This is a genomic window from Rhodanobacter sp. C03, assembly GCF_002001175.1.
In the GTDB taxonomy this organism is placed as follows: Bacteria; Pseudomonadota; Gammaproteobacteria; order Xanthomonadales; family Rhodanobacteraceae; genus Rhodanobacter.
Genome location: NZ_MUNT01000007.1, coordinates 147,323 through 166,314, shown reverse-complemented (window position 1 = coordinate 166,314; position 18,992 = coordinate 147,323). Strand labels below are relative to the sequence as shown.

Here is an 18,992-nt window from a genome sequence, read left to right as displayed (position 1 = left end):
TCGCGCCAGCCGCGTGGCTTCACGACTTTGCTACACCTCGGAGCGGCACCGGCGTTAGACTCGTCACAGACGGCCCACCAGGGGGCCAGTGGGAGATCCACGCATGAGCCAGGTCAAGCATCTGCTGGAAAGCAAGGGCAGCACGATCTTCAGCATTGCACCGGAAGCGCCGGTGCTCGAGGCGATCAAGCGCATGGCCGAACACCGGGTCGGTGCGTTGCTGGTGATGCGCGGCGAGCGATTGGTCGGCGTGGTGTCGGAACGTGACTACGCGCGCAAGGTGATCCTGCAGGGCCGCTCCTCGTCGCAGACCGCCGTGTCCGACATCATGAGCAGCGAGCCGCTGACGGTTGGCCCGGATACCGATGTATTCGACTGCATGCGCCTGTGCACCGACAGCCGTATCCGGCACCTGCCGGTAGTACAAGGCAATGCCGTGATCGGGGTGATCTCGATCGGCGATCTGGTCAAGGCGGTGATCGACGCCCAGGCCGAGCAGATCGAACACCTGCAGCGCTACATCACGAGCTGAGCCGTAGCGGGAATCCCGCAAGAGGACTCTCTGCGGTCCGCCGGCAAGTATGGCCGCCAGACTCAGATGGACGATGCTTCGTCCGCACGGATTCGCGCATGTTCGTCAGGCGCCAGATCGGGCGACCATCCGGCACGACGAGCCACCATCGTCGCCAACACCGCGACACCGGCGCCCAGCAAGGCCAACCCACCGATACCCCAACCCAGCAGGCGCAGGCCGCTGACGGCGCTGGTGACCACGACATCGCCAAAACGCCACACCGCGGTCTCGACGAAATTCTTGCCCTTGTAACGCGTCTCGCGCGGCACCCGCGTATACAGCGCATCCACCGCCGGCTTGGTCATGCCATAGGCGAAGCCGCGCGTGATCACCAGCATCACCGCCAGCAGCGGCACGCTGTAGCCGAAAAACAGGACGCTGCCACCGCCGATCAACGCTACCCCGGCCAGCAACGCCAGGTTCACCAGTGATGGCACCACCAGGCCCCAGCCAGCGCCGCGACGCACCAGCAACCACGGTGTCACGCTCAGCTGCAACGCCGCGCCAAGCAGGTTGGTGGCCAGATCCAGGTCGTTGTAAAACGAAGTGCGTGCCACCGCATCCGCGAGATGCGCCTTGGCGTAATCAGCCACCAGCGCATAGGCCAGCGTGCCGATGCCATCGCCGAACAACATCAGCAATGCCATGTAGCGCAGGAACGGGCGCGACCACAACTCCTTGACGCCTGCCCACAGCGAGCCGCCGATCACTTCATCGCCACGGCTATCCGGTCGCCGCTCATGTTGCGCGGAAAGCCGCAGGAGCAGGACCAGGGCCAGAGCCAAGGCCACCGCCGAAACCAGCAGCAGCGGCGCCACGCCGATCAACTGCACCAATAACTTGGTCACCAGCGGGCCGAAGATCGCCCCGGCCATGCCACCCAGCGCGATCAGCGAGAACACCCGCCGGGCCTCGCCACTCGAGAAGATGTCGGCCATGAAACTCCAGAACAGCGACACCACGAACAGGTTGAACACGCTGCCCCAGACGTAGAACACCACACCCAGCGCACGGGCGCCGAGGCGGTCCTGCTCCACGAACGCCGGCACGAACGCGAGCAGGCACAGGATGAAGAAGCTGTAGCTCCAGCCGAGCAGCCGCTTGCGTGGAAAGCGCGCCACCAGCAAGCCAAACACCGGCGTCAGCAGCAGCATCACCACGAACACTGCAATGTAGAACAGCGGCAGCGACTCCGAGCCGACCGCACCGATCAGCTGATCCCTGACCGGCCGCATGATGTAGTACGACGTCATCACGAAAAAAAACGCCAGCGCGGACAGCGTCGGCGCAGCGCCTTGTTCCACAACGGCTTGACGGGGCAAACTCACGGGCACATCCAGCGTGGGGCGCGGCAAGACTAGCATGCGTGCATGCGCGCCCCGCCAAGGCGGGGATTCCATGCCGAAGCTGCCTACCGGCAACACCCATGCATTAGCGTTCGGCGCGACCCGGGCCACGAGCATCGCGTGAAACGCCACTCTTCGGTGGGAGCGACTTCAGTCGCGATGCTCTGATGCGTGGAATGGCTCAAAAGCATCGCGACTGAAGTCGCTCCCAGCAGAGCATTCGCGCACAGCGTGCGCCTACAGCGGCAACGGGCAATGCAGGCTGGCGCAGATCACCCGCAGCAATTCGGCTTCTACCACGCTGACCACGCCATCGGCCTGGATCGCACTGGTCAGGCCCTGGATCAGCAGATCCTTGGCCGGCGGCATCAATCCATCCAGATCGTCCAGCGCGCGCTCGAACGGCGCCTGCCATGCGGTCGGTGGCGCCTGCCACGGCATCGCTGCGCCAGGAAACATCTGCTGCATCGCCAGCAACCAGGCGCGGCGCGCCGACGCTTCATCCGTGCTGCCATACGCTGCGACTACAGCGCAGACCAGGGCCGCACTGTCGCGGCAGGCCGGCAACTTCTTCAACCCATCCAGCGGCGCACGGCGCGGCTGCTGCGCTTCGAACAGCTGCACGCGCAGCAGACGGGTCAAGCAGTACTCGTCCAGGTCGACCCGGCCATCCAGCCGCACTAATGCATCCAGCGTGCTCAGCAAGGTCTGCCGACGTCCCTCCGGCAACTGTTTCAACGCAGGGAAGGCCAACGCTGCCAGCGGCAGCCGCAACTCCGGCGTCAGCGTTTCGACCTCGGCAAAGACCGTACTCACGGCCTGCTGCACGTCGTCGCCAAAACCATCGGCAAGCAACTGCCGCTGGCGCGCCTGCAGGTCCGTCTGCGCCGACATCGCCAACGCCAGCACCACCGACAAGGCCGACTCCGGCTGTTGCACGGCGCCCATCAAGTCGGCCGGGATACTCCGATGCACCACGCCGGCCTGCGCGAAGCTAGGCACACCCGCTGAGTCGATGGAGGCCTGTGCCGCAACCGCCCCCACCAGCACGGGCGGCAACGGTGGCGGCACGGCGAACCCCGGTATATCCAGCGGGTTCGACGCCTTGCTGACCACAGCAGCCGCGGATGGCGTCGCGGCACCCTGTTGCAGCGACCTCGCCAGTTGCTCCAGTTCCTCTTCGCGAAAGCCTGGTTCCAGTGCACGAATACGCTGCAGCAGCGGCGGATGGGTGGCGAACAACGCGTTGAACTTGTCGGCCTCGCCGAACAGCATGTGCGCCACTTCGTGCTTGTTCGCTGCCTGCAGTTCGGAGCCTTCGCTGAGGATCGCGATTTTCTTCAGTGCGCCGGCAATGCCGTCGGTCTGACGGGTGAACTGCACGGCCGAGGCGTCGGCCAGCGATTCGCGCGAGCGCGCCACCGCTGCCTGGATCAGACGGCCGAAGAAATAACCGATGTAACCGACCACGATCAGTGCCAGCCCGATCATCCACACCTGGCCAGCACCGCCATCGCGCCGACTGCTGCGGCCACCGCCAAACCACACCACCTGCCGCCCCACGATCGCCAGCACCATGATGCCGAACAACAGGCCCATCAGGCGGATGTTGAGTCGCATGTCGCCGTTCAATACATGACTGAACTCGTGTGCGATCACGCCTTGCAGCTCGTCGCGACTCAGGTTGTCGAGGCAGCCCTGGGTCACGCACACCGCCGCGTCGGACGCCGAGTAGCCGGCTGCAAAGGCATTGATGCCGGGCTCCTGCTCCATCAGATAGATGTCCGGCACCGGCACGCCGGCGGCGATCGCCACTTCCTCGATCACGTTGCGCAGCTGGCGCAGTTGCGGATCGCGCGTATCCGGCGTCACTGGCACCGCGCCAACGCTTTCCGCCACCGACTTGCCGCCGCCGGACAGGCTCATGATGCGGAACAGCGAGCTGAGTCCGATCCCTGCCAGCACCACCACGCTGCTGGTGAACAGCAGCGGCAGATTCGACCGCGCGGGTTCACCGTCGAGCGGGTGATGACCCATGCTGAGCCACACCACCGCGTCGATCGTCAGCACGATCGCGATCACCGCCAGCACGAACAGCGCGACCAGTCGCCGGCTGCTGCCGCGTACGCGCGCCTGTTGCGCAAAGAAATCCATCGAGACTCCCGCTGCAAAGCCATCGCGACTCAAGTCGCGATGGCCGTGGCGATCAGGTGAAGGAAACCTTCGGCGCGGCACGTACAGCCGGGTCCTCGACCTGCAGCGGCTCGGCCGCGGCGAAACCGAAGCTGTTCGCCACGAACGAGGCCGGGAACACCTCGCGCTTGTTGTTGTAGGTCAGCACGGAGTCGTTATAGGCCTGCCGCGCGAACGCGACCCGGTTCTCGGTCGAGGTCAGCTCCTCGGAGAGCTGCATCATGGTCTGGTTGGCCTTCAGATCCGGATACGCCTCGCTGAGCGCGAACAAACGACCCAGACTTTGGGTCAAAGCATTTTCGCTGCCGGAAAGTTGCTGCATCGCAGCCGGATCGCCGGGGTTGGCCTTGGCACCGGCCAGTCCGCTGACCGCTGCGTTGCGGGCCTGTACCACCGCCTCGAGCGTACCGCGTTCATGCGCGAGATAACCCTTGGCCGTTTCCACCAGATTCGGGATCAGGTCGTGGCGCCGAGTCAGCTGCACGTCGATTTGCGCAAAGGCATTCTTGTAGCCGTTGCGCGAAGTGACCAGTCCGTTGTAGATCGCCACGAAGTACAAGACAATCAGAACGACAACAACCAGAAAAATGATCAGGCCCATCGTCACACTCCCTACTCAGCGGCGCATCCCCACGCCGGAACCACGCCAGAATACCATGCAGTTTCGCAAAATTTTTCTACCGCTCGCGGGCGCGCTCGGGCTGGTCTGTGTGCCAGTCTGCGCGGGTACGACCGGCGCTTCGCTGCAGCCCCCCGCCACTGCCAAGATGGCGCACCCCGCGATGCCGGCGCTGCCTCCGGCGCGCGTCCAGAGCACGCTCGCCGACTACCAGCACTGGCTGGATCGACTCGCCGAGCGCAAGGCTGTCGCCGGCCTGGTGACCGCCGTGGTGATCGACGACAAGGTGGTGTTCGAGCGCACCGTCGGCTACGCCAATGCAGCGACCCAGCAACCGGTGACAGCGGACACCGTGTTCCGGCTCGCCTCGTTGTCCAAGGCCTTTGCCACCGCGATCACCGGGCTGCTGGTGGACGACGGCAGGTTGAGCTGGGATACCAAGCTGATCGACGTGTTGCCGTACTTCAAGCTCAAGGACATGCAGGCCGCTTCGGAAGCCACCGTGAGCGACATCCTGGGACAACGCCTGGGCCTGCCACCCAACACCTACGACAACATGCTCGAGGGCGACATTCCCTATGAGGAACTGGTGCGCAAGCTGGACGAGGTCGATCTGGTCTGTGGCGTCGGCCAGTGCTACGGCTACCAGAATGTCGCCTTCGGCATGATCGGTGACGTGGTGCTCGCGCGCACCGGCGACTTCTTCTACCGTCAGGTCGACAAACGCCTGTTCTACCCGCTGGGCATGACCAACGCGAGCTACGGCCGTGCCGCGCTGGAATCCAGCAAGAGCTGGGCACGCCCGCATTCGGCGACCAGCCATGGCTGGAAACCCTTCGAGCCGAGCGAGACCTATTACCGCGTGGCCCCGGCTGCCGGCGTCAATGCCAGCCTGCACGACATGGAGAAATGGCTGATCGCGCAGATGGGCGGACGTCCGGACGTTCTGCCGGAAGCACTGCTGGATGTATTGCATACGCCGGGAGTCGCCACGCCCAGCGAGCTGCGCGCCACGCCCTGGCGCCGTGCAAGGCTGACTGACGCGCACTACGCGCTGGGCTGGCGGGTGTATCAGTACGGCGGTGAAACCCTGGTCTTTCACGCGGGTGCCGTGGCCGGCTATCGCACCATGATCGGCTTCTTCCCGAAGTACCGCATCGGCGTGGTCACCCTGTGGAATTCAACCGGGCCAGTCCCGAGCGGGTTGATGCCGATGGTATTCGACGGCCTGCTCGGCCTGCCGCACGTGGACTGGGCCGGCATCGAAAGCGATGCCCCAGCCCGCAAGGTTGTGCCACCGAAGAAGAAACGCCGCACGACGCATCGCCATCTGTGAGTGGTGGCCGGTGGACGCCACGCAACACTCATGAGCATCCAAACGTAACCGGCGCATACATGCGCCGGTTACGTTTGTGCCATCAGATCAGAGGTTGAATTCGATCTTCAGCTGCTGCGTGGTGGATACCGCCACACCATCCTTCATCGCCGGCTTGAAGCGGTAGCGGCGCACCGCATCCATCGCGGCGTTATCGAACACCCGCTTGGGCTGCGCGTCGACCACGTGGATGTCGTCGGTATGACCATCCGCTGCGATCGAGTACGACACCACCACCCAACCGCTCTGATGCGCGCGCAGTGCCGGGGATGGATAGGTCGGCGTGACGCTCTTCAGCAGTGTCGCATCGCTGGTCTCACCGCCGGCTGTCGGGCTACCCGCCGCCGCAGTCGCCTCCGCCGCCGCCGGCTTGGCCGCCGCCTCGGCTGGCTGATTTGCCGATGGCGTTGCATGCGCCGACTTCTCTTTTTGCTGCTCGGCCAGCTGGTTCTTCTGCTGCTCCGCCGCCAGCTGATCCGCCGCCTGTTTGTCTGCAGCAGACTTCTGGGTCGCCAGCTGCTGCGCCTTCTGCTGATCCAGCTCCTGCTGCTGTTGCTTGTCCAGCGTCTTGCGCTGGGCATCCAGCTTGGAACGCAGGATGGTCAGTGTGAAGTTGGTCGGGTCGGCCTTGGCCAGCAAGTCGATCTGACGTTGTGCTTCATTGAAGTCACGCGAGTTGATCGACTGCTCCGCCGAGTTGGCGGCGAACGGGAACGTCTCGCGCAAGGCATCCGAAGCCACCTTGTTGCCGGGGTCCTTCACCAGCACCCGCAGATAGAATTCGAAGGCGTTGTTACCGACTGGCGCCAGGTAGCGTTGCTGGTTCATCGCAGTACGCGCTTCGGTCAGCAGCTGGTTGACGTCCATCGCCGCCACGTCCGCAGGCGGCGGCGGTGCCACCTGTGTTCTAGCGGACACTGGTGTGGACGGGTGACCGCCCGAATCGGCCATGATCAATTCCTGATGCGGCTTGATGATCAGGAACCAGGCACCCACAACAAGCAGGGCAATGATGGCAATGATGGCAATGATCAGGGGCTTGGCGGCCCCACGCGCATGCCGGCGCGTATTGAGTATGTATCGGGTATCCATGGTCTCTCACTGAGTGTCGACAGATACCCGCGCTTTTTCCCCCTGTCGATCCAGGAGCGACGAGTCCCCCGGACTCACCGCGGCGCGGATATGCAGAAGGTAGCTCCAATGACGCAACACGGCAAATCGTGCGTGATTTCACGACGCGCCGCGAAAAATCGCTACAGGCATCGATGAACGCCTCCCGCACTGGAACACCGGGACGAAATGACCGTGAAACAGGGGCGCCGCCGTCGCGACAGGATTTCGCGACCCCGGAAACGAAGCGTCCCGGCCAGGCCGGGACGAAGGCTTCTCGAAATACTCTCCCCGCGCTGGGCACCGCGGGGAGAGAAGTATCGATGACTTGTCTTATTGGATGTATCGCATGTTGCTTACTGCGTGTTGCTTACTTCTTGGCTTTTGCGGTCTTGGTGGCCTTGACCACCTTGGCCGGTGCAGCTTTCTTGGCGGCAGCCTTCTTCGGCGCAGCCTTCTTCGCGACCTTCTTTACAGCAGCTTTCTTGGCAGCGGCCGGTTTCTTGGCGGCTTTCTTGGCGGCCGGCTTCTTGGCAACCTTCTTCACAGCAGCTTTCTTGGCGGCCGGCTTCTTGGCGGCGACCTTCTTCACGGTGGATTTCTTGGCGGCCTTCTTGGCGGCCGGTTTCTTTGCAGCGGATTTCTTGGCAGTGGCCATAGTTCGTCTCAGCTCCTCATCAGTTGGCAGTGGTTGCCCAGTAAAAGCGTGCAGGAACGCTTCGACCAACAAGTCGCTGTTGGTAGCGTGCCGAAGATTATTCACTTGACGGTGGGTGCGCAAATCAGAAAGCCGCCGCAAAACATGCAGCGGAATCGAGACAGTGATCTTGCGTACTGCATTGGCCTTTTCACCGTGCTCGACATAAGGCTTGATGAATTTTGCTGTTGCCATAACGCGCATTCCCCGTGATCTGTTGCGAAAGCTATCCCTGAATATTTCAGCTGTCAATTGATTTCAGCAATGAAATCAAACCACTTCACCCACCCCCAAGGCCATCCATCCACCCGTTTCAACGGCTCTTTCAGGTCATGTACGTGTCAATTTGTTTAGACATCCATACGTCCGTATAAAAATCACATGAAAAATTGCAACATCGATTAAACCTTTGCACAGCAAGGCTTGCGAGGGATGTGGCTTGTCGCTACACATGAATGACACTTGTCGATCCATGTTTTCGCGAGAGCATTTTTTTCATCCCGAAGTGCCGCATCCGGCACATGAACGGGACGCTACTGGAGCCGTCAAATCAATCTTCCGGGCGACAAAAAAATTTGCCCCGTCGACCTGGAAAACGTCGTCACGGCACTTCGACGCACGACCAGGGCGATCTGACGACACGCGAAAATCAGTGCCGGAATTTTCCCCCGTGCACGCCCCGGCCACGTTGGTGAGTTGCACGGAAACATCAACGCGATCACATCAAAACGATGTGGAAAAAGTCAGCCGCCACATTCCGGACGAACCCGCATGATCGAGTTCAGCGATGCATGGCCCGGAAACAAAACCGGCCGCACAGGGCGGCCGGCAACATGACAACGATGCAACTGACGATTCAGTGGTCGTCGTTCTCGATCAGTTCTTCGTATTCGTTCGCATCGAGCAGTTCGTCGAGCTCGGCGCGGTCACTCGGCCGCACCAGGAAGATCCAGCCCGCGCCGTACGCGTCTTCGTTGATGGTTTCCGGCTTGTCGTTGAGCAGCTCGTTGACTTCGACCACTTCGCCGGAAATCGGCGCGTAGATATCCGAGGCGGCTTTCACCGACTCCACCACAGCGGCGCCGGTGCCGGCCTTCACGGCCGAGCCGATTTCCGGCAGCTCGACATAGACCAAGTCGCCGAGCTGGCCTTGTGCATGGTCGGAAATACCCACGCGAACCAGGCCGTCGTCTTCGGCGCGGGCCCACTCGTGGGACTTCAGGAATTTCAGATCGCCAGGAATCTCGCTCATGATCGGGTCCAGTCGTTGTGTTCAGATGAAGGTGCAAGCGGCGATTCTAGCCACATCCACCGTGTAGAAAACGTGCCATGGGTGACTAACGTGCGGTGGCCGCACTCAGATCCCTTCGCAGGGCTTGCCGTCTCGCACGAACGGGTACTTGACCAGCCGCACCGGCACTTCGCGGCCACGGATGTCCACGCGCATGTCGCCGGCCGTGCCCGCCGGAATGCGCGCGAACGCCACCGCCTTGTCGAGGGTCGGCGCAAAGCTGCCGGAGAGGATCTCGCCGTCGCCGTTCGCGGTGAGCACCTTCTGGCCATGACGCAGCACGCCCTTGTCGTCCAGCACCAGCCCGACCATCACGCGCGGCACACCGGCAGCCTTCTGCTGCTCCAGCGCGGCGCGGCCGATGAACGCGCGACCTTCATCCAGCGCAATCGTCCACCCCAGGTTCGCCTCCCATGGCGACACGGTCTCGTCCATGTCCTGGCCGTACAGGTTCATGCCCGCTTCCAGCCGCAGCGTATCGCGCGCGCCGAGGCCGGCCGGCGCGACGCCGGCAGCCGCCAGCGCCTCCCACAGTGCGACGGCATGCTCATCCGACACGATGATCTCGAAACCATCCTCGCCGGTATAACCGGTGCGTGCGACGAACAGCGGCATGCCGTGCGGCCCCTGCGCTGCCGCCGCGGCAAACTTGCCGAGCTTCTCGATGCGCGGGCGATCGACCTCATGCAGCAGGCCCAGCACCTTGGCGCGCGCGCTCGGGCCCTGCACCGCGATCATCGCGAACTCGGGACGCTCCTTGACCTGCACGGCGAACGCGGCGGCCTGCTGCTCGATCCAGGCCAGATCCTTGGCGCGGGTACCGGCATTGACCACCAGCCGGAAGAACTCCTCGCCCAGGTAATACACGATCAGGTCGTCGATCACGCCGCCCTGCTCGTTCAACATGCACGAGTACAGCGCCTTGCCATGCACTTTCAGCTTGTCGACGCTGTTGGCCAGCAGGTGACGCAGAAACTCGCGCGAGCGAGCGCCATGCAGGTCGATCACCGTCATGTGCGAGACGTCGAACATGCCGGCATCGCGGCGCACCGCATGATGCTCCTCGATCTGCGAGCCGTAGTTGATCGGCATGTCCCAGCCGCCGAAGTCCACCATGCGCGCGCCGAGTGCACGATGGGTGGCATTGAGTACGGTCTTCTCGGTCATCGCGGGACTGCCTGGCAGGGAAAGACCTGCATTATCGCCGCCGGCCCGAGGCAATCCAAGCGATACCGGCCGCGGCGCGGCATTCCCTCCGGTCAGGCCAGCACGGGATAGGTCGGCTCGACATCCAGCGTCGCCGCGCACACCGATGCCAGTTCCAGCAGACGCAGATCGGAACCACGGGCGCCGACCAGTTGCAGTCCGATCGGCAGACCATTCGGCAGCGTGCCCATCGGCAGGCTGACGGCCGGGCAACCGGCCAGACTGGCGAAGCTGGTCAGGTCGGCCTGCGAATCCGGCACAGAACCATCCAGCGGGAAAGCGCCCTGCGGCGTGGTCGGCAACACCAGCACATCGACCTGGGCGAACAGCCGGCGCATCTTCAGGGTGGCCGCATCGAGCACCTGATCGGCTACCGCATAGTCGGCGGCGGTCTTGCTCGCCGCATAACCGAGCATCTGGCGGAAACGTGCGGACACCGGGCGTTCGCTATTCGCCAGATCGGCGGCGAAGGTGCCGAGCATCTCGGCCTCCATCAACAACAGGCCGGCGCGGCGGTTGCGTGCAAAATCCCAGTCGGCAAAATCCACCGTGCGCCGATCGCCCAGCGCATGCGGCAACTTCGCCAGCGCCGCCTCGAACACCTCGATCACTTCCGGCTGCACACCGACCGCCGCCAGATCCGGCAACAGGCCGGCGCGCAGATTGCCCGGCTCCCAGTCCGGCAGTGCGAACGCCACCCGGCGCCGACGCGAGCGCGCATCGTCGGCGTCATAGCCGGCGAGCACCTGCAGCAACACGGTGAGATCGTCGGCGCTACGCGCCAGCAGGCCGACCGCATCAAGCCGGCGCGCCGCCGGCACCAGGCCGCGCGCGGAGATCTCGCCATGCGTCGGCTTCAATGCATACACGCCGCAATAGCTGGCCGGGATGCGGATCGAACCGAGACTGTCCGAGCCGACTGCCGCCACCGCCAGCCCCGCCGCTACCGCAGCGGCAGCACCACCGGAGGAACCACCAGCGCTGTAGCCGTGTCGATGCGGATTGTGGGTGGCACCGAAATGCGGGTTGTCGGTCGCCGCGCCCAACGCGCCCTCATCCATATTCGTCTTGCCGACCAGCACCGCGCCGGAGGCACGCAGCCGCGCCACCACATGCGCGTCGTCCTGCATCGGGCGCTCGCGACCCGGCAGACCGGCGCGTGTCGGCCAGCCGGCCATGTCGAAATTGTCCTTCAGCGCCAGCGGGATGCCGTCGAGCCGTCCGATCACCCCATCACGGCGGCGCCGATCGGCCATATGCGCCTGCTCCTGCAGCAGGCCCGCGCGCACATCCACATAAGCATTGAGTTCGGGATTGAGCCGTTCGATCGCATGCTGGTAGGCGTCGGCCAGCGCCTGTGGCTGCACCCGCCCCACCGCCAGCCAGTGCAACAGCTGGCACAGCGATGAACGGCGCAGGTCGAGATCGGCGATCGGCGGCATCGAATTCATGGAAGCTCCTTGCAGGTTCGACGATTATCACCGCGTCTGGTGAAACTATTGCAAGCGGTGACGCAGCACGCGTTGCCGCGCGGCACGCGAAACCGGACAATGGCGGTCTGATCCATACCGCCACGCACGGCACGTAGCTGCCGCCGCCCCAGCACACCGGAGTCCGCCATGAGCGAACGCGAAACCATGGAATACGACGTTGTCGTCGTCGGCGCCGGTCCGGCCGGGCTGTCGTTCGCGATCCGCCTCAAGCAGCTGAAGCCCGACGTGAGCGTGTGCGTGATCGAGAAAGCCTCGACCATCGGTGCGCAGATCCTGTCCGGCGCGGTGATCGAGCCACAGCCGCTGGATGCGTTGCTGCCGGGCTGGCGCGACCGGCCACCACCCATTTGCGTGCCGGCCGGCGAAGACGAGTTCTGGCTGCTCAGCAAGACCGGCGGGCGCAAGCTGCCGGTGCCACCGGGCATGAATAACCACGGCAACTTCATCGTTTCGCTGGGCGCGATGTGCGCCTGGCTGGCCCCGCAGGCCGAAGCGCTGGGGGTGGACGTGTTCCCCGGCTTCGCCGCCGCCGACACCATCCATAACGAGGACGGCTCGGTCGCCGGCGTGCGCATCGGCGACATGGGCGTGGCCAAGGACGGCACGCACAAGCCCGGCTACACCGAAGGCATCGACATCAAGGCCAAGGTCACTGTGCTGGCCGAAGGCGCCCGCGGCAGCCTGACCAAGCAGCTGATCCAGCGCTTCCAACTGGACTTGGCCAGCGATCCACAGGGCTACTCGATCGGCATCAAGGAACTGTGGCAGCTGCCGCCCGGCCGCGTGACGCCGGGCAAGATCGTGCACAGCTTCGGCTGGCCGGCGGACACACATACTTATGGCGGCAGCTTCCTGTACCACCTGGACAAGGATCGGGTGGCGCTCGGCTACGTCAGCGGGCTCGACTACAGCGACCCCAACTACCAGCCATGGGAAGCGTTCCAGCAGTGGAAGAACCACCCGATGATGAAACCGTTGCTGGACGGCGGCACGATCCTCTCGGCCGGCGCCCGCGCCATCGTCACCGGCGGCTACCAGTCGTTGCCTAAATGCGAGATGCCCGGCGCCTTGCTGATCGGCGACACCGCCGGCCTGCTCAACGTGCCGAAGGTGAAGGGTACTCATCAGGCGATCAAGAGCGGCATGCTCGCCGCCGAACACCTGATTGCCAACGATCTCAACTCGACCGGCTTCGACGCAAAACTGCGCGGCTCCGACGTGATGGCTGAGCTGAAAAAAGTCCGCAACATCAAACCCGCGTTCAAGAAGGGTCTGTGGTTCGGCATGTTGAATGCCGCATGGGAAACCGTCACCGGCGGCGCCTCGCCGTGGACGCTGAAGAACAAAGCCGACTGGTCATCGCTGCACAAGCTTGGCGCGCAGGAGGAACCGAAGCGCGACTACGTGCAGCGCACGCTGGCCCCGCGCGATCGCCTCGCCGGCGTCTACTTCGCCGCCACCGAGCACGACGAGGACCAGCCGATCCATCTGCACGTGGCCGACACCAATATCTGCGTCGACCAGTGCACCACCGAATACGGCAACCCGTGCACCCGCTTCTGCCCGGCCAATGTCTACGAGATCGTCGATGACGGCGGTGCCAAGCGTCTGCAGATCAACGCGGCCAACTGCGTGCACTGCAAGACCTGCGACATCAAGGATCCGTACGAGATCATTACCTGGGTTACGCCGGAAGGTGGCTCCGGGCCGAATTACCAGAATCTCTGAACGAAACGAATTTCGCTACCTGGCCAAGTCCCTCTTGGACCTACGCAGAACCCATTGAGGATTCCCTTCTGATCAGCACGATGCGGTGGCGGCTCCGACGCCTGCACTACCTACTGAAACGGGTGGGCGGCAGCGTGGCCCAGCGCGGTCTGCGCGGTACGTTCTCTCGCGTTACGCAAGAGTTGCGTCCTCGCGCAACGGCAGACGCCAGTTGGACGCTTGAGTCGCTGGACGCGCCGTTTATCCCGTTCACCGTGGCGTGCAGCGAAGCCCCGCGCGTTTCGGTAGTCATCCCGGTACACGGCAAGCTGCCCTATACGCTCGCCTGTCTGCGTTCGATCGCGCATCACGGCGCTGAGGCGGCTTTCGAAATTATCGTGGTCGACGACCTGTCGCCCGACGAAAGTGCCACCACACTGACGCAAATCACTGGTCTGCGCCTGCTCAGCAACACCGAAAACCTCGGCTTCATCGGCAGCTGCAATGCAGGTGCCGCGATTGCCCGCGGCGCATTCGTGCTGTTCCTCAACAACGACACCCAGGTCACCCCCGGCTGGCTCGACCGGCTGCTGGATTGCTTTGCCGAGGAAAGTGGTTGCGGCATCGCCGGCAGTCGCCTGGCGTATCCGGATGGGCGGCTGCAGGAAGCCGGCGGCATCGTGTATGCCGACGGGGAAGCATGGACCTATGGTCGCTTCGAGAAACGCAACGATCCGCGCTTCCTGTACCGCCGTGATGTCGATTACGTTTCCGGCGCGGCCTTGATGATCGATACGGCGCTGTTCCGTGCGATCGGCGGGTTCGATACGCGCTACGCGCCAGCGTACTGCGAAGACATGGACCTGGCATTCGCCGTACGAGCTGCAGGACGACGCGTCATCTATCAACCGGCCAGCCTGGTGGTTCACTGCGAAGGCATCAGCTCGGGGCTCGATCCCTTTGGCGGGGTCAAGCAATACCAGCTGATCAACCGCGCGAAGTTCACCGAAAAGTGGCACGACGCGTTGCTGCGCCAAGCCAAGCCACGTACCCCTGTGGAACAGGCCATTCATCATCATGGTGCTCGCCACATATTGATCGTGGATGCCTTGACGCCAGATCCTTCGCGCGACTCCGGTTCGCTACGGCTGGTCAATATCATGCGGCTGCTGCGTGAACAGGGATGGCGGGTCAGTTTCATGGCCGACAACCGGCTCGCCACCGAAGACCAGATCGGATTACTCGGCCGTCTGGGCGTCCACGTCCTGTGCAAACCCTGGGCGCCCACGCTGTCCACCTGGCTGGCACGGGAAGGCGCCGGGCTGGATGCCGTGATGCTCTGTCGCCACTACGTCGCGCAACCGCACATGTCGCTGGTGCGCAAGTTGGCGCCGAGCGCCAAGATTCTGTTCGATACCGTCGACCTGCACTTCCTGCGCGAACAACGTGCTGCAGCGCACTCCAACAATGCCGCATTGACGCGGCAAGCCGAAGCATCACGGCGACGCGAGCTCGCGCTTGTGCGTGCGTGTGATGCCAGTTTCGTGGTCAGTTCGGTCGAGTTGCGCCTGCTGGCAGAGGAAGTACCCGAAGCACGGGTCGAGCTGCTTTCCAATGTGCATGAAGTGTTTGGACGCACCCAGGGCTTTGCCGGGCGCAGCGGACTGGTCTTTGTCGGAGGCTTCGGCCATCCGCCCAATGTCGATGCGGTGCGCTGGCTGGTCGAGGAGATCCATCCGCGCGTCCGCGAACAGCGACCGGATATCGTCCTGCATCTGATCGGCGACATGCCCGATGACGCCCGGCAACGATTCAGCCGGATCGGCACAGAAGTGCATGGCCGCGTCGATGACCTCACGCCGTGGATGGAAAACTGCCGGGTGGCGCTTGCTCCGCTGCGCTATGGCGCCGGCGTGAAGGGCAAGGTGAACATGGCGATGAGCCACGGCCTGCCGGTGGTGGCGACCTCGATTGCAGCGGAGGGCATGAATCTGGTCGATGGCCAGAGCGTATTGCTGGGCGATGATGCAGCAGCCATTGCGGCAGCCGTACTGCGCCTGTATGACGACGAAGCCCTGTGGCTACGACTGTCCGAGGCTGGCCTTGATAACGTGCGCCAGTACTTCTCTTTCGATGCGGCTCGCGCCGTTCTGCAGCGCGTGCTCGAGTGATTCGATCGATCCTCCGCAATGCGCAATTCATGCATGGGTTTGCTGTCGAGGTAGAATGACGGTTTTCGGGCTCCCCAGAGAGCTGCCCACAAGGTCAAGGAACCGCGAATGAAGATTCTGGTCGGCTACAAGCGCGTGGTGGACTACAACGTGCGTATCCAGGTCAAGCCCGATGGCAGCGGTGTGGTGACCGACGGCGTCAAGCTGTCCGCCAACCCGTTCGACGATATCGCGCTGGAAGAAGCGCTGCGCCTGCGCGAGAAAGGTGTCGCCGAGGAAGTGATCGTGGTTGGTATCGGCCCGGCCGATCTCACTGCGCACCTGCGCAACGGCCTGGCGATGGGCGCAAACCGCGCCATCCACGTGGTCACCAGCGAATCGGTGCAGCCGCTGACCGCCGCCCGCGTCTTCCTCAAGCTGATCGAGAAGGAGCAGCCGGGCCTGGTGATCCTGGGCAAGCAGGCGATCGACGACGACGCCAACCAGACCGGCCAGATGCTGGCCGCGCTGTGGGATCGTCCGCAGGCCACGTTTGCCAGCAACGTCGAGATTGCTGACGGCAAAGCTACCGTGACCCGCGAAGTTGATGCCGGCCTGGAAGTGATCGAGACTGAGCTTCCGGCAGTGATCACCACCGACCTGCGTCTCAACGAACCGCGCTTCATCAAGCTGCCTGACATCATGAAAGCCAAGTCCAAGCCGATCGACACGATCGAATTCGGCTCACTCGGCGTCGAGGCGCACGATCATCTGAAGACCACGCACTACGCAGCGCCGGCCAAGCGCAGCAAGGGTGTGATGGTGAAGGACGCCGCCGAGCTGGTCGCGGTGCTGAAGCAGAAAGGTCTGCTGTAACCCCCATTCCTGCAGGAGCCCACCCTGTGGGCGATGCTTTCGCCTTGCATCCAGAGCATCGCCCACAGGGCGGGCTCCTGCACAAAGTTTCGGAGACACACATGAGCAAGATTCTGGTCATCGCCGAACATCTGGGCGGCAAACTCAACTCCTCCACCGCACGCGCCGTGAGTGCTGCTGCGGCCGTGAAGCCTGAAGTCATCGATGTGCTGGTGCTGTCCGATGCGCCCGACGCCATCGCCGCCGAAGCGGCGGAGATCGACGGCGTGAGCCGCGTGCTCACCATCGCAAAACCCGAGAACGCGCACCCGCTGGCCGCCGTGCTCGCGCCGCAGATCGCCAAGGCCGCCGCCGGCTACAGTCACGTGTTCGTGCCCTCCACCACGTTCGGCAAGGACATCGCCCCGCGCGTCGCCGCCCTGCTCGGCGTGGCCCAGGTCAGCGATGTGATGAGCGTGGAAGCTGCGCATACCTTCAAGCGTCCGATCTACGCTGGCAACGCGATCATTACGGTCGAGGCCGACGCCAGCCACACGGTGGTCGCCACGATCCGCTCTGCCTCATGGCCGGCCGCAGGCAATGGCGCCAATAGCGCACCGATCGAGGCATTGAGTGTCGACGCGGCACTGCCCACGCATACCCGCTTCGTTGAACTGAAGCAGGGCAGCAGCGATCGCCCGGATCTGCAGAGCGCCAGCAAGGTCGTCTCCGGCGGCCGCGGCGTCGGCTCGAAGGAGAACTTCGAGATCATCTACAAGTTCGCCGACCGGATCGGTGCCGCCGTCGGTGCCTCACGCGCCGCAGTCGACGCCGGCTACGTGCCAAGCGAGATGCAGGTCGGCCAGACCGGCAAGATCATCGCCCCCGCGCTGTATATGGCGATCGGTATCTCCGGCGCGATCCAGCACCTCACCGGCATCAAGGACGCCGGCACCATCGTCGCCATCAACAAGGACGGCGAAGCGCCAATCTTCGAGATCGCCGATTTCGGCCTGGTCGGCGATTTGTTCAAGATCATTCCGGAACTGGAACAGGCACTCGGCTGAGTGCCCGTTCGCAGCGCCGCAACAGCTGCCAAGCCAGTGCCGACCAGCCATATGGCGTGATAGCGCGGTCGTCGGAGGACAGCTCCGCGCATCGCTGCTGCGGTGATTCCACCAGCGCCGTCAGGAACGCTTGCAGGCTGGCCCGATCGTTGCGACAGACCCAGCCGCGCCCCCATCCCCGAATCAGGGCATTCGCCGGGTCGTCGTCGACCGAATGACAGTGCAGGATCGGCTTGCCGCTGCCCAGATATTCGAACAGTTTGCCCGGCGTCTGCGCGGCCAGCGCATTGCCGATGTTCACCAGCACATCGCACTCGGCCTGCAATTCAAGTACTCGATCATGCGACTGTTCGCCGAGGAATACGATGCGCTCCGGGCAGCGTGCGGCGAGCGCCAGGTATTCCGGCTTGACCTCGGGCGCCACCACCGTCAAGCGCACGCGCGGTTGCGCGAGTACGGCCTGCAGCAACGCCGTCGGATCGCGGAACGGATAGAAGCGTCCTGTATACAGCAGATGCACATCGCCACCTGCTTCCAGACCATGCAGCCGGGGCGTCCACGGACCGTGAGGATGGCGATCGTCATAGCCCTGGCTGAGGACGAATACTTTGTCCGGCGCGATGCCGTGCCGCGCGATCAATTGATCGCGCGTGGCGCCGGTCGTCACGCTGATCGCCGCGGCCGTCGCGCAAACCCTCGCCTCGAGACGACTGGCGCGCCGGCGCCAACGTCGCGGCGTATAGGGCGCCAGCACCGGATCACCCAAGTCCGCCAGCCATCCGTCGACCTTGCCAGCCGCCTGCAAGCCAATCTCCAGGCTCACCGCGGGCTCATGCGAGCTGATCACGACATCTGGCCGGATGTCTGCAAGCAAGCCCGGCAATGCTGCACAGGCCGACGCGCGCCATTGCCCGCGACTGTCCGGATAGCACCACAGGCTGATCAGCCGATCCAGGCGCTGATGCGCACGACCTTTCCAGTTCAGTGCCGCTGCATTCGTCGGCACGGTTGGGACGGCGCCCGGTGTATCAGAAGCAGTTGCGCTGATGGGGCGTTGCGGACGTTGACGTCGCGCCAGCCAGCCCGCCAGACCACCTGCGTTGCAACGGTGGACGACGACGCCTTCGGGCACTTGCAGCGAGATGCCTGAATTGGGCAATTGCGGCGCCAGCACGTGTACCTCGACGCCCAGCCGAACCAGTTCACGGGTCAGGTAATGCCAGCGAATGGCCTGCGGCGAGGCGAGCGGCGGGAAATCATAAGCGATCAGCAGGATGCGCACGGCCAAGATCCGTTCGACTCATTCGGC

14 protein-coding genes and 1 pseudogene are annotated in these 18,992 nt (G+C 63.8%); 6 read left to right on the top strand and 9 right to left on the bottom strand.

Annotation, left to right across the window (positions count from 1 at the left end; all coding sequences use genetic code 11):
* The first annotated feature begins 103 nt into the window (after window positions 1-103).
* Window positions 104-532 carry a CBS domain-containing protein gene (locus tag B0E48_RS13035; RefSeq protein ID WP_077518580.1) on the top strand — a complete coding sequence of 143 codons (429 nt, stop codon included), beginning with the start codon at window positions 104-106 and terminating at the stop codon, window positions 530-532.
* A gap of 62 nt (window positions 533-594) precedes the next feature.
* Here the strand turns inward: B0E48_RS13035 and B0E48_RS13030 are convergent, their stop codons facing one another.
* From B0E48_RS13030 to B0E48_RS13020, 3 genes are all read right to left on the bottom strand, one after another.
* Window positions 595-1,902 (bottom strand): MFS transporter, encoded by a 1,308-nt coding sequence (locus B0E48_RS13030; protein ID WP_254423963.1) that lies wholly within the window; start codon window positions 1,900-1,902, stop codon window positions 595-597.
* Window positions 1,903-2,157: 255 nt separating this feature from the next.
* Window positions 2,158-4,074 carry a M48 family metallopeptidase gene (locus B0E48_RS13025; RefSeq protein WP_077518578.1) on the bottom strand — a complete coding sequence of 639 codons (1,917 nt, stop codon included), beginning with the start codon at window positions 4,072-4,074 and terminating at the stop codon, window positions 2,158-2,160.
* Window positions 4,075-4,126: 52 nt separating this feature from the next.
* On the bottom strand, window positions 4,127-4,714 hold the full coding sequence (locus B0E48_RS13020; protein WP_077518577.1) for a LemA family protein: 588 nt from the start codon (window positions 4,712-4,714) through the stop codon (window positions 4,127-4,129).
* 55 nt (window positions 4,715-4,769) lie between these two features.
* Between B0E48_RS13020 and B0E48_RS13015 the strand changes: the two genes are divergently transcribed.
* On the top strand, window positions 4,770-6,068 hold the full coding sequence (locus B0E48_RS13015) for a serine hydrolase domain-containing protein (RefSeq protein WP_077518576.1): 1,299 nt from the start codon (window positions 4,770-4,772) through the stop codon (window positions 6,066-6,068).
* 87 nt (window positions 6,069-6,155) lie between these two features.
* Here the strand turns inward: B0E48_RS13015 and B0E48_RS13010 are convergent, their stop codons facing one another.
* The 5 genes and pseudogenes from B0E48_RS13010 to B0E48_RS12990 all read right to left on the bottom strand — a co-directional run bounded on the left by B0E48_RS13010 (window position 6,156) and on the right by B0E48_RS12990 (window position 11,862).
* The gene (locus B0E48_RS13010; RefSeq protein ID WP_077518575.1) at window positions 6,156-7,199 is read right to left on the bottom strand and encodes an energy transducer TonB; all 1,044 of its coding nucleotides are present in this window, start codon (window positions 7,197-7,199) and stop codon (window positions 6,156-6,158) included.
* A gap of 646 nt (window positions 7,200-7,845) precedes the next feature.
* Window positions 7,846-8,109, bottom strand: a pseudogene (gene metJ / locus B0E48_RS18190) (met regulon transcriptional regulator MetJ); the annotation flags it as partial.
* A 661-nt stretch (window positions 8,110-8,770) separates the two neighbouring features.
* Window positions 8,771-9,166 (bottom strand): glycine cleavage system protein GcvH, encoded by a 396-nt coding sequence (gene gcvH / locus B0E48_RS13000; protein WP_077518573.1) that lies wholly within the window; start codon window positions 9,164-9,166, stop codon window positions 8,771-8,773.
* Between the two features lie 105 nt (window positions 9,167-9,271).
* Window positions 9,272-10,372: a glycine cleavage system aminomethyltransferase GcvT gene (gene gcvT / locus B0E48_RS12995; RefSeq protein WP_077518572.1), complete on the bottom strand. Its 1,101-nt coding sequence runs from the start codon at window positions 10,370-10,372 to the stop codon at window positions 9,272-9,274.
* 92 nt (window positions 10,373-10,464) lie between these two features.
* Window positions 10,465-11,862 carry an amidase gene (locus B0E48_RS12990; RefSeq protein ID WP_077518571.1) on the bottom strand — a complete coding sequence of 466 codons (1,398 nt, stop codon included), beginning with the start codon at window positions 11,860-11,862 and terminating at the stop codon, window positions 10,465-10,467.
* A 168-nt stretch (window positions 11,863-12,030) separates the two neighbouring features.
* Here B0E48_RS12990 and B0E48_RS12985 point away from each other — a divergent pair, with 168 nt between their 5' ends.
* From B0E48_RS12985 to B0E48_RS12970, 4 genes are all read left to right on the top strand, one after another.
* Window positions 12,031-13,632, top strand: a complete 1,602-nt coding sequence (locus B0E48_RS12985) for an electron transfer flavoprotein-ubiquinone oxidoreductase (protein WP_077518570.1) — start codon at window positions 12,031-12,033, stop codon at window positions 13,630-13,632.
* An 80-nt stretch (window positions 13,633-13,712) separates the two neighbouring features.
* Window positions 13,713-15,782 carry a glycosyltransferase gene (locus B0E48_RS12980; protein ID WP_077518569.1) on the top strand — a complete coding sequence of 690 codons (2,070 nt, stop codon included), beginning with the start codon at window positions 13,713-13,715 and terminating at the stop codon, window positions 15,780-15,782.
* 108 nt (window positions 15,783-15,890) lie between these two features.
* Window positions 15,891-16,637 (top strand): electron transfer flavoprotein subunit beta/FixA family protein, encoded by a 747-nt coding sequence (locus B0E48_RS12975; RefSeq protein ID WP_077518568.1) that lies wholly within the window; start codon window positions 15,891-15,893, stop codon window positions 16,635-16,637.
* 101 nt (window positions 16,638-16,738) lie between these two features.
* Window positions 16,739-17,683, top strand: a complete 945-nt coding sequence (locus B0E48_RS12970) for an FAD-binding protein (protein WP_077518683.1) — start codon at window positions 16,739-16,741, stop codon at window positions 17,681-17,683.
* On the opposite strand, the gene B0E48_RS12965 is transcribed toward B0E48_RS12970, so the two are convergent.
* Entirely contained in the window at window positions 17,652-18,965 is a 1,314-nt protein-coding gene (locus B0E48_RS12965) for a glycosyltransferase (RefSeq protein WP_168170358.1), read from the bottom strand. The genes B0E48_RS12970 and B0E48_RS12965 overlap by 32 nt on opposite strands.
* Window positions 18,966-18,992: the final 27 nt, after the last annotated feature.

Excerpts from the sequence above, each read along its gene's own strand:
- B0E48_RS13035 (WP_077518580.1), top strand. The coding sequence starts at position 104 with ATGAGCCAGGTCAAGCATCTGCTGGAAAGCAAGGGCAGCACGATCTTC.
- B0E48_RS13025 (WP_077518578.1), bottom strand. The coding sequence starts at position 4,074 with ATGGATTTCTTTGCGCAACAGGCGCGCGTACGCGGCAGCAGCCGGCGA.
- B0E48_RS13020 (WP_077518577.1), bottom strand. The coding sequence starts at position 4,714 with ATGGGCCTGATCATTTTTCTGGTTGTTGTCGTTCTGATTGTCTTGTAC.
- B0E48_RS13015 (WP_077518576.1), top strand. The coding sequence starts at position 4,770 with ATGCAGTTTCGCAAAATTTTTCTACCGCTCGCGGGCGCGCTCGGGCTG.
- B0E48_RS13010 (WP_077518575.1), bottom strand. The coding sequence starts at position 7,199 with ATGGATACCCGATACATACTCAATACGCGCCGGCATGCGCGTGGGGCC.
- gcvH (WP_077518573.1), bottom strand. The coding sequence starts at position 9,166 with ATGAGCGAGATTCCTGGCGATCTGAAATTCCTGAAGTCCCACGAGTGG.
- gcvT (WP_077518572.1), bottom strand. The coding sequence starts at position 10,372 with ATGACCGAGAAGACCGTACTCAATGCCACCCATCGTGCACTCGGCGCG.
- B0E48_RS12990 (WP_077518571.1), bottom strand. The coding sequence starts at position 11,862 with ATGAATTCGATGCCGCCGATCGCCGATCTCGACCTGCGCCGTTCATCG.
- B0E48_RS12985 (WP_077518570.1), top strand. The coding sequence starts at position 12,031 with ATGAGCGAACGCGAAACCATGGAATACGACGTTGTCGTCGTCGGCGCC.
- B0E48_RS12980 (WP_077518569.1), top strand. The coding sequence starts at position 13,713 with ATGCGGTGGCGGCTCCGACGCCTGCACTACCTACTGAAACGGGTGGGC.
- B0E48_RS12975 (WP_077518568.1), top strand. The coding sequence starts at position 15,891 with ATGAAGATTCTGGTCGGCTACAAGCGCGTGGTGGACTACAACGTGCGT.
- B0E48_RS12970 (WP_077518683.1), top strand. The coding sequence starts at position 16,739 with ATGAGCAAGATTCTGGTCATCGCCGAACATCTGGGCGGCAAACTCAAC.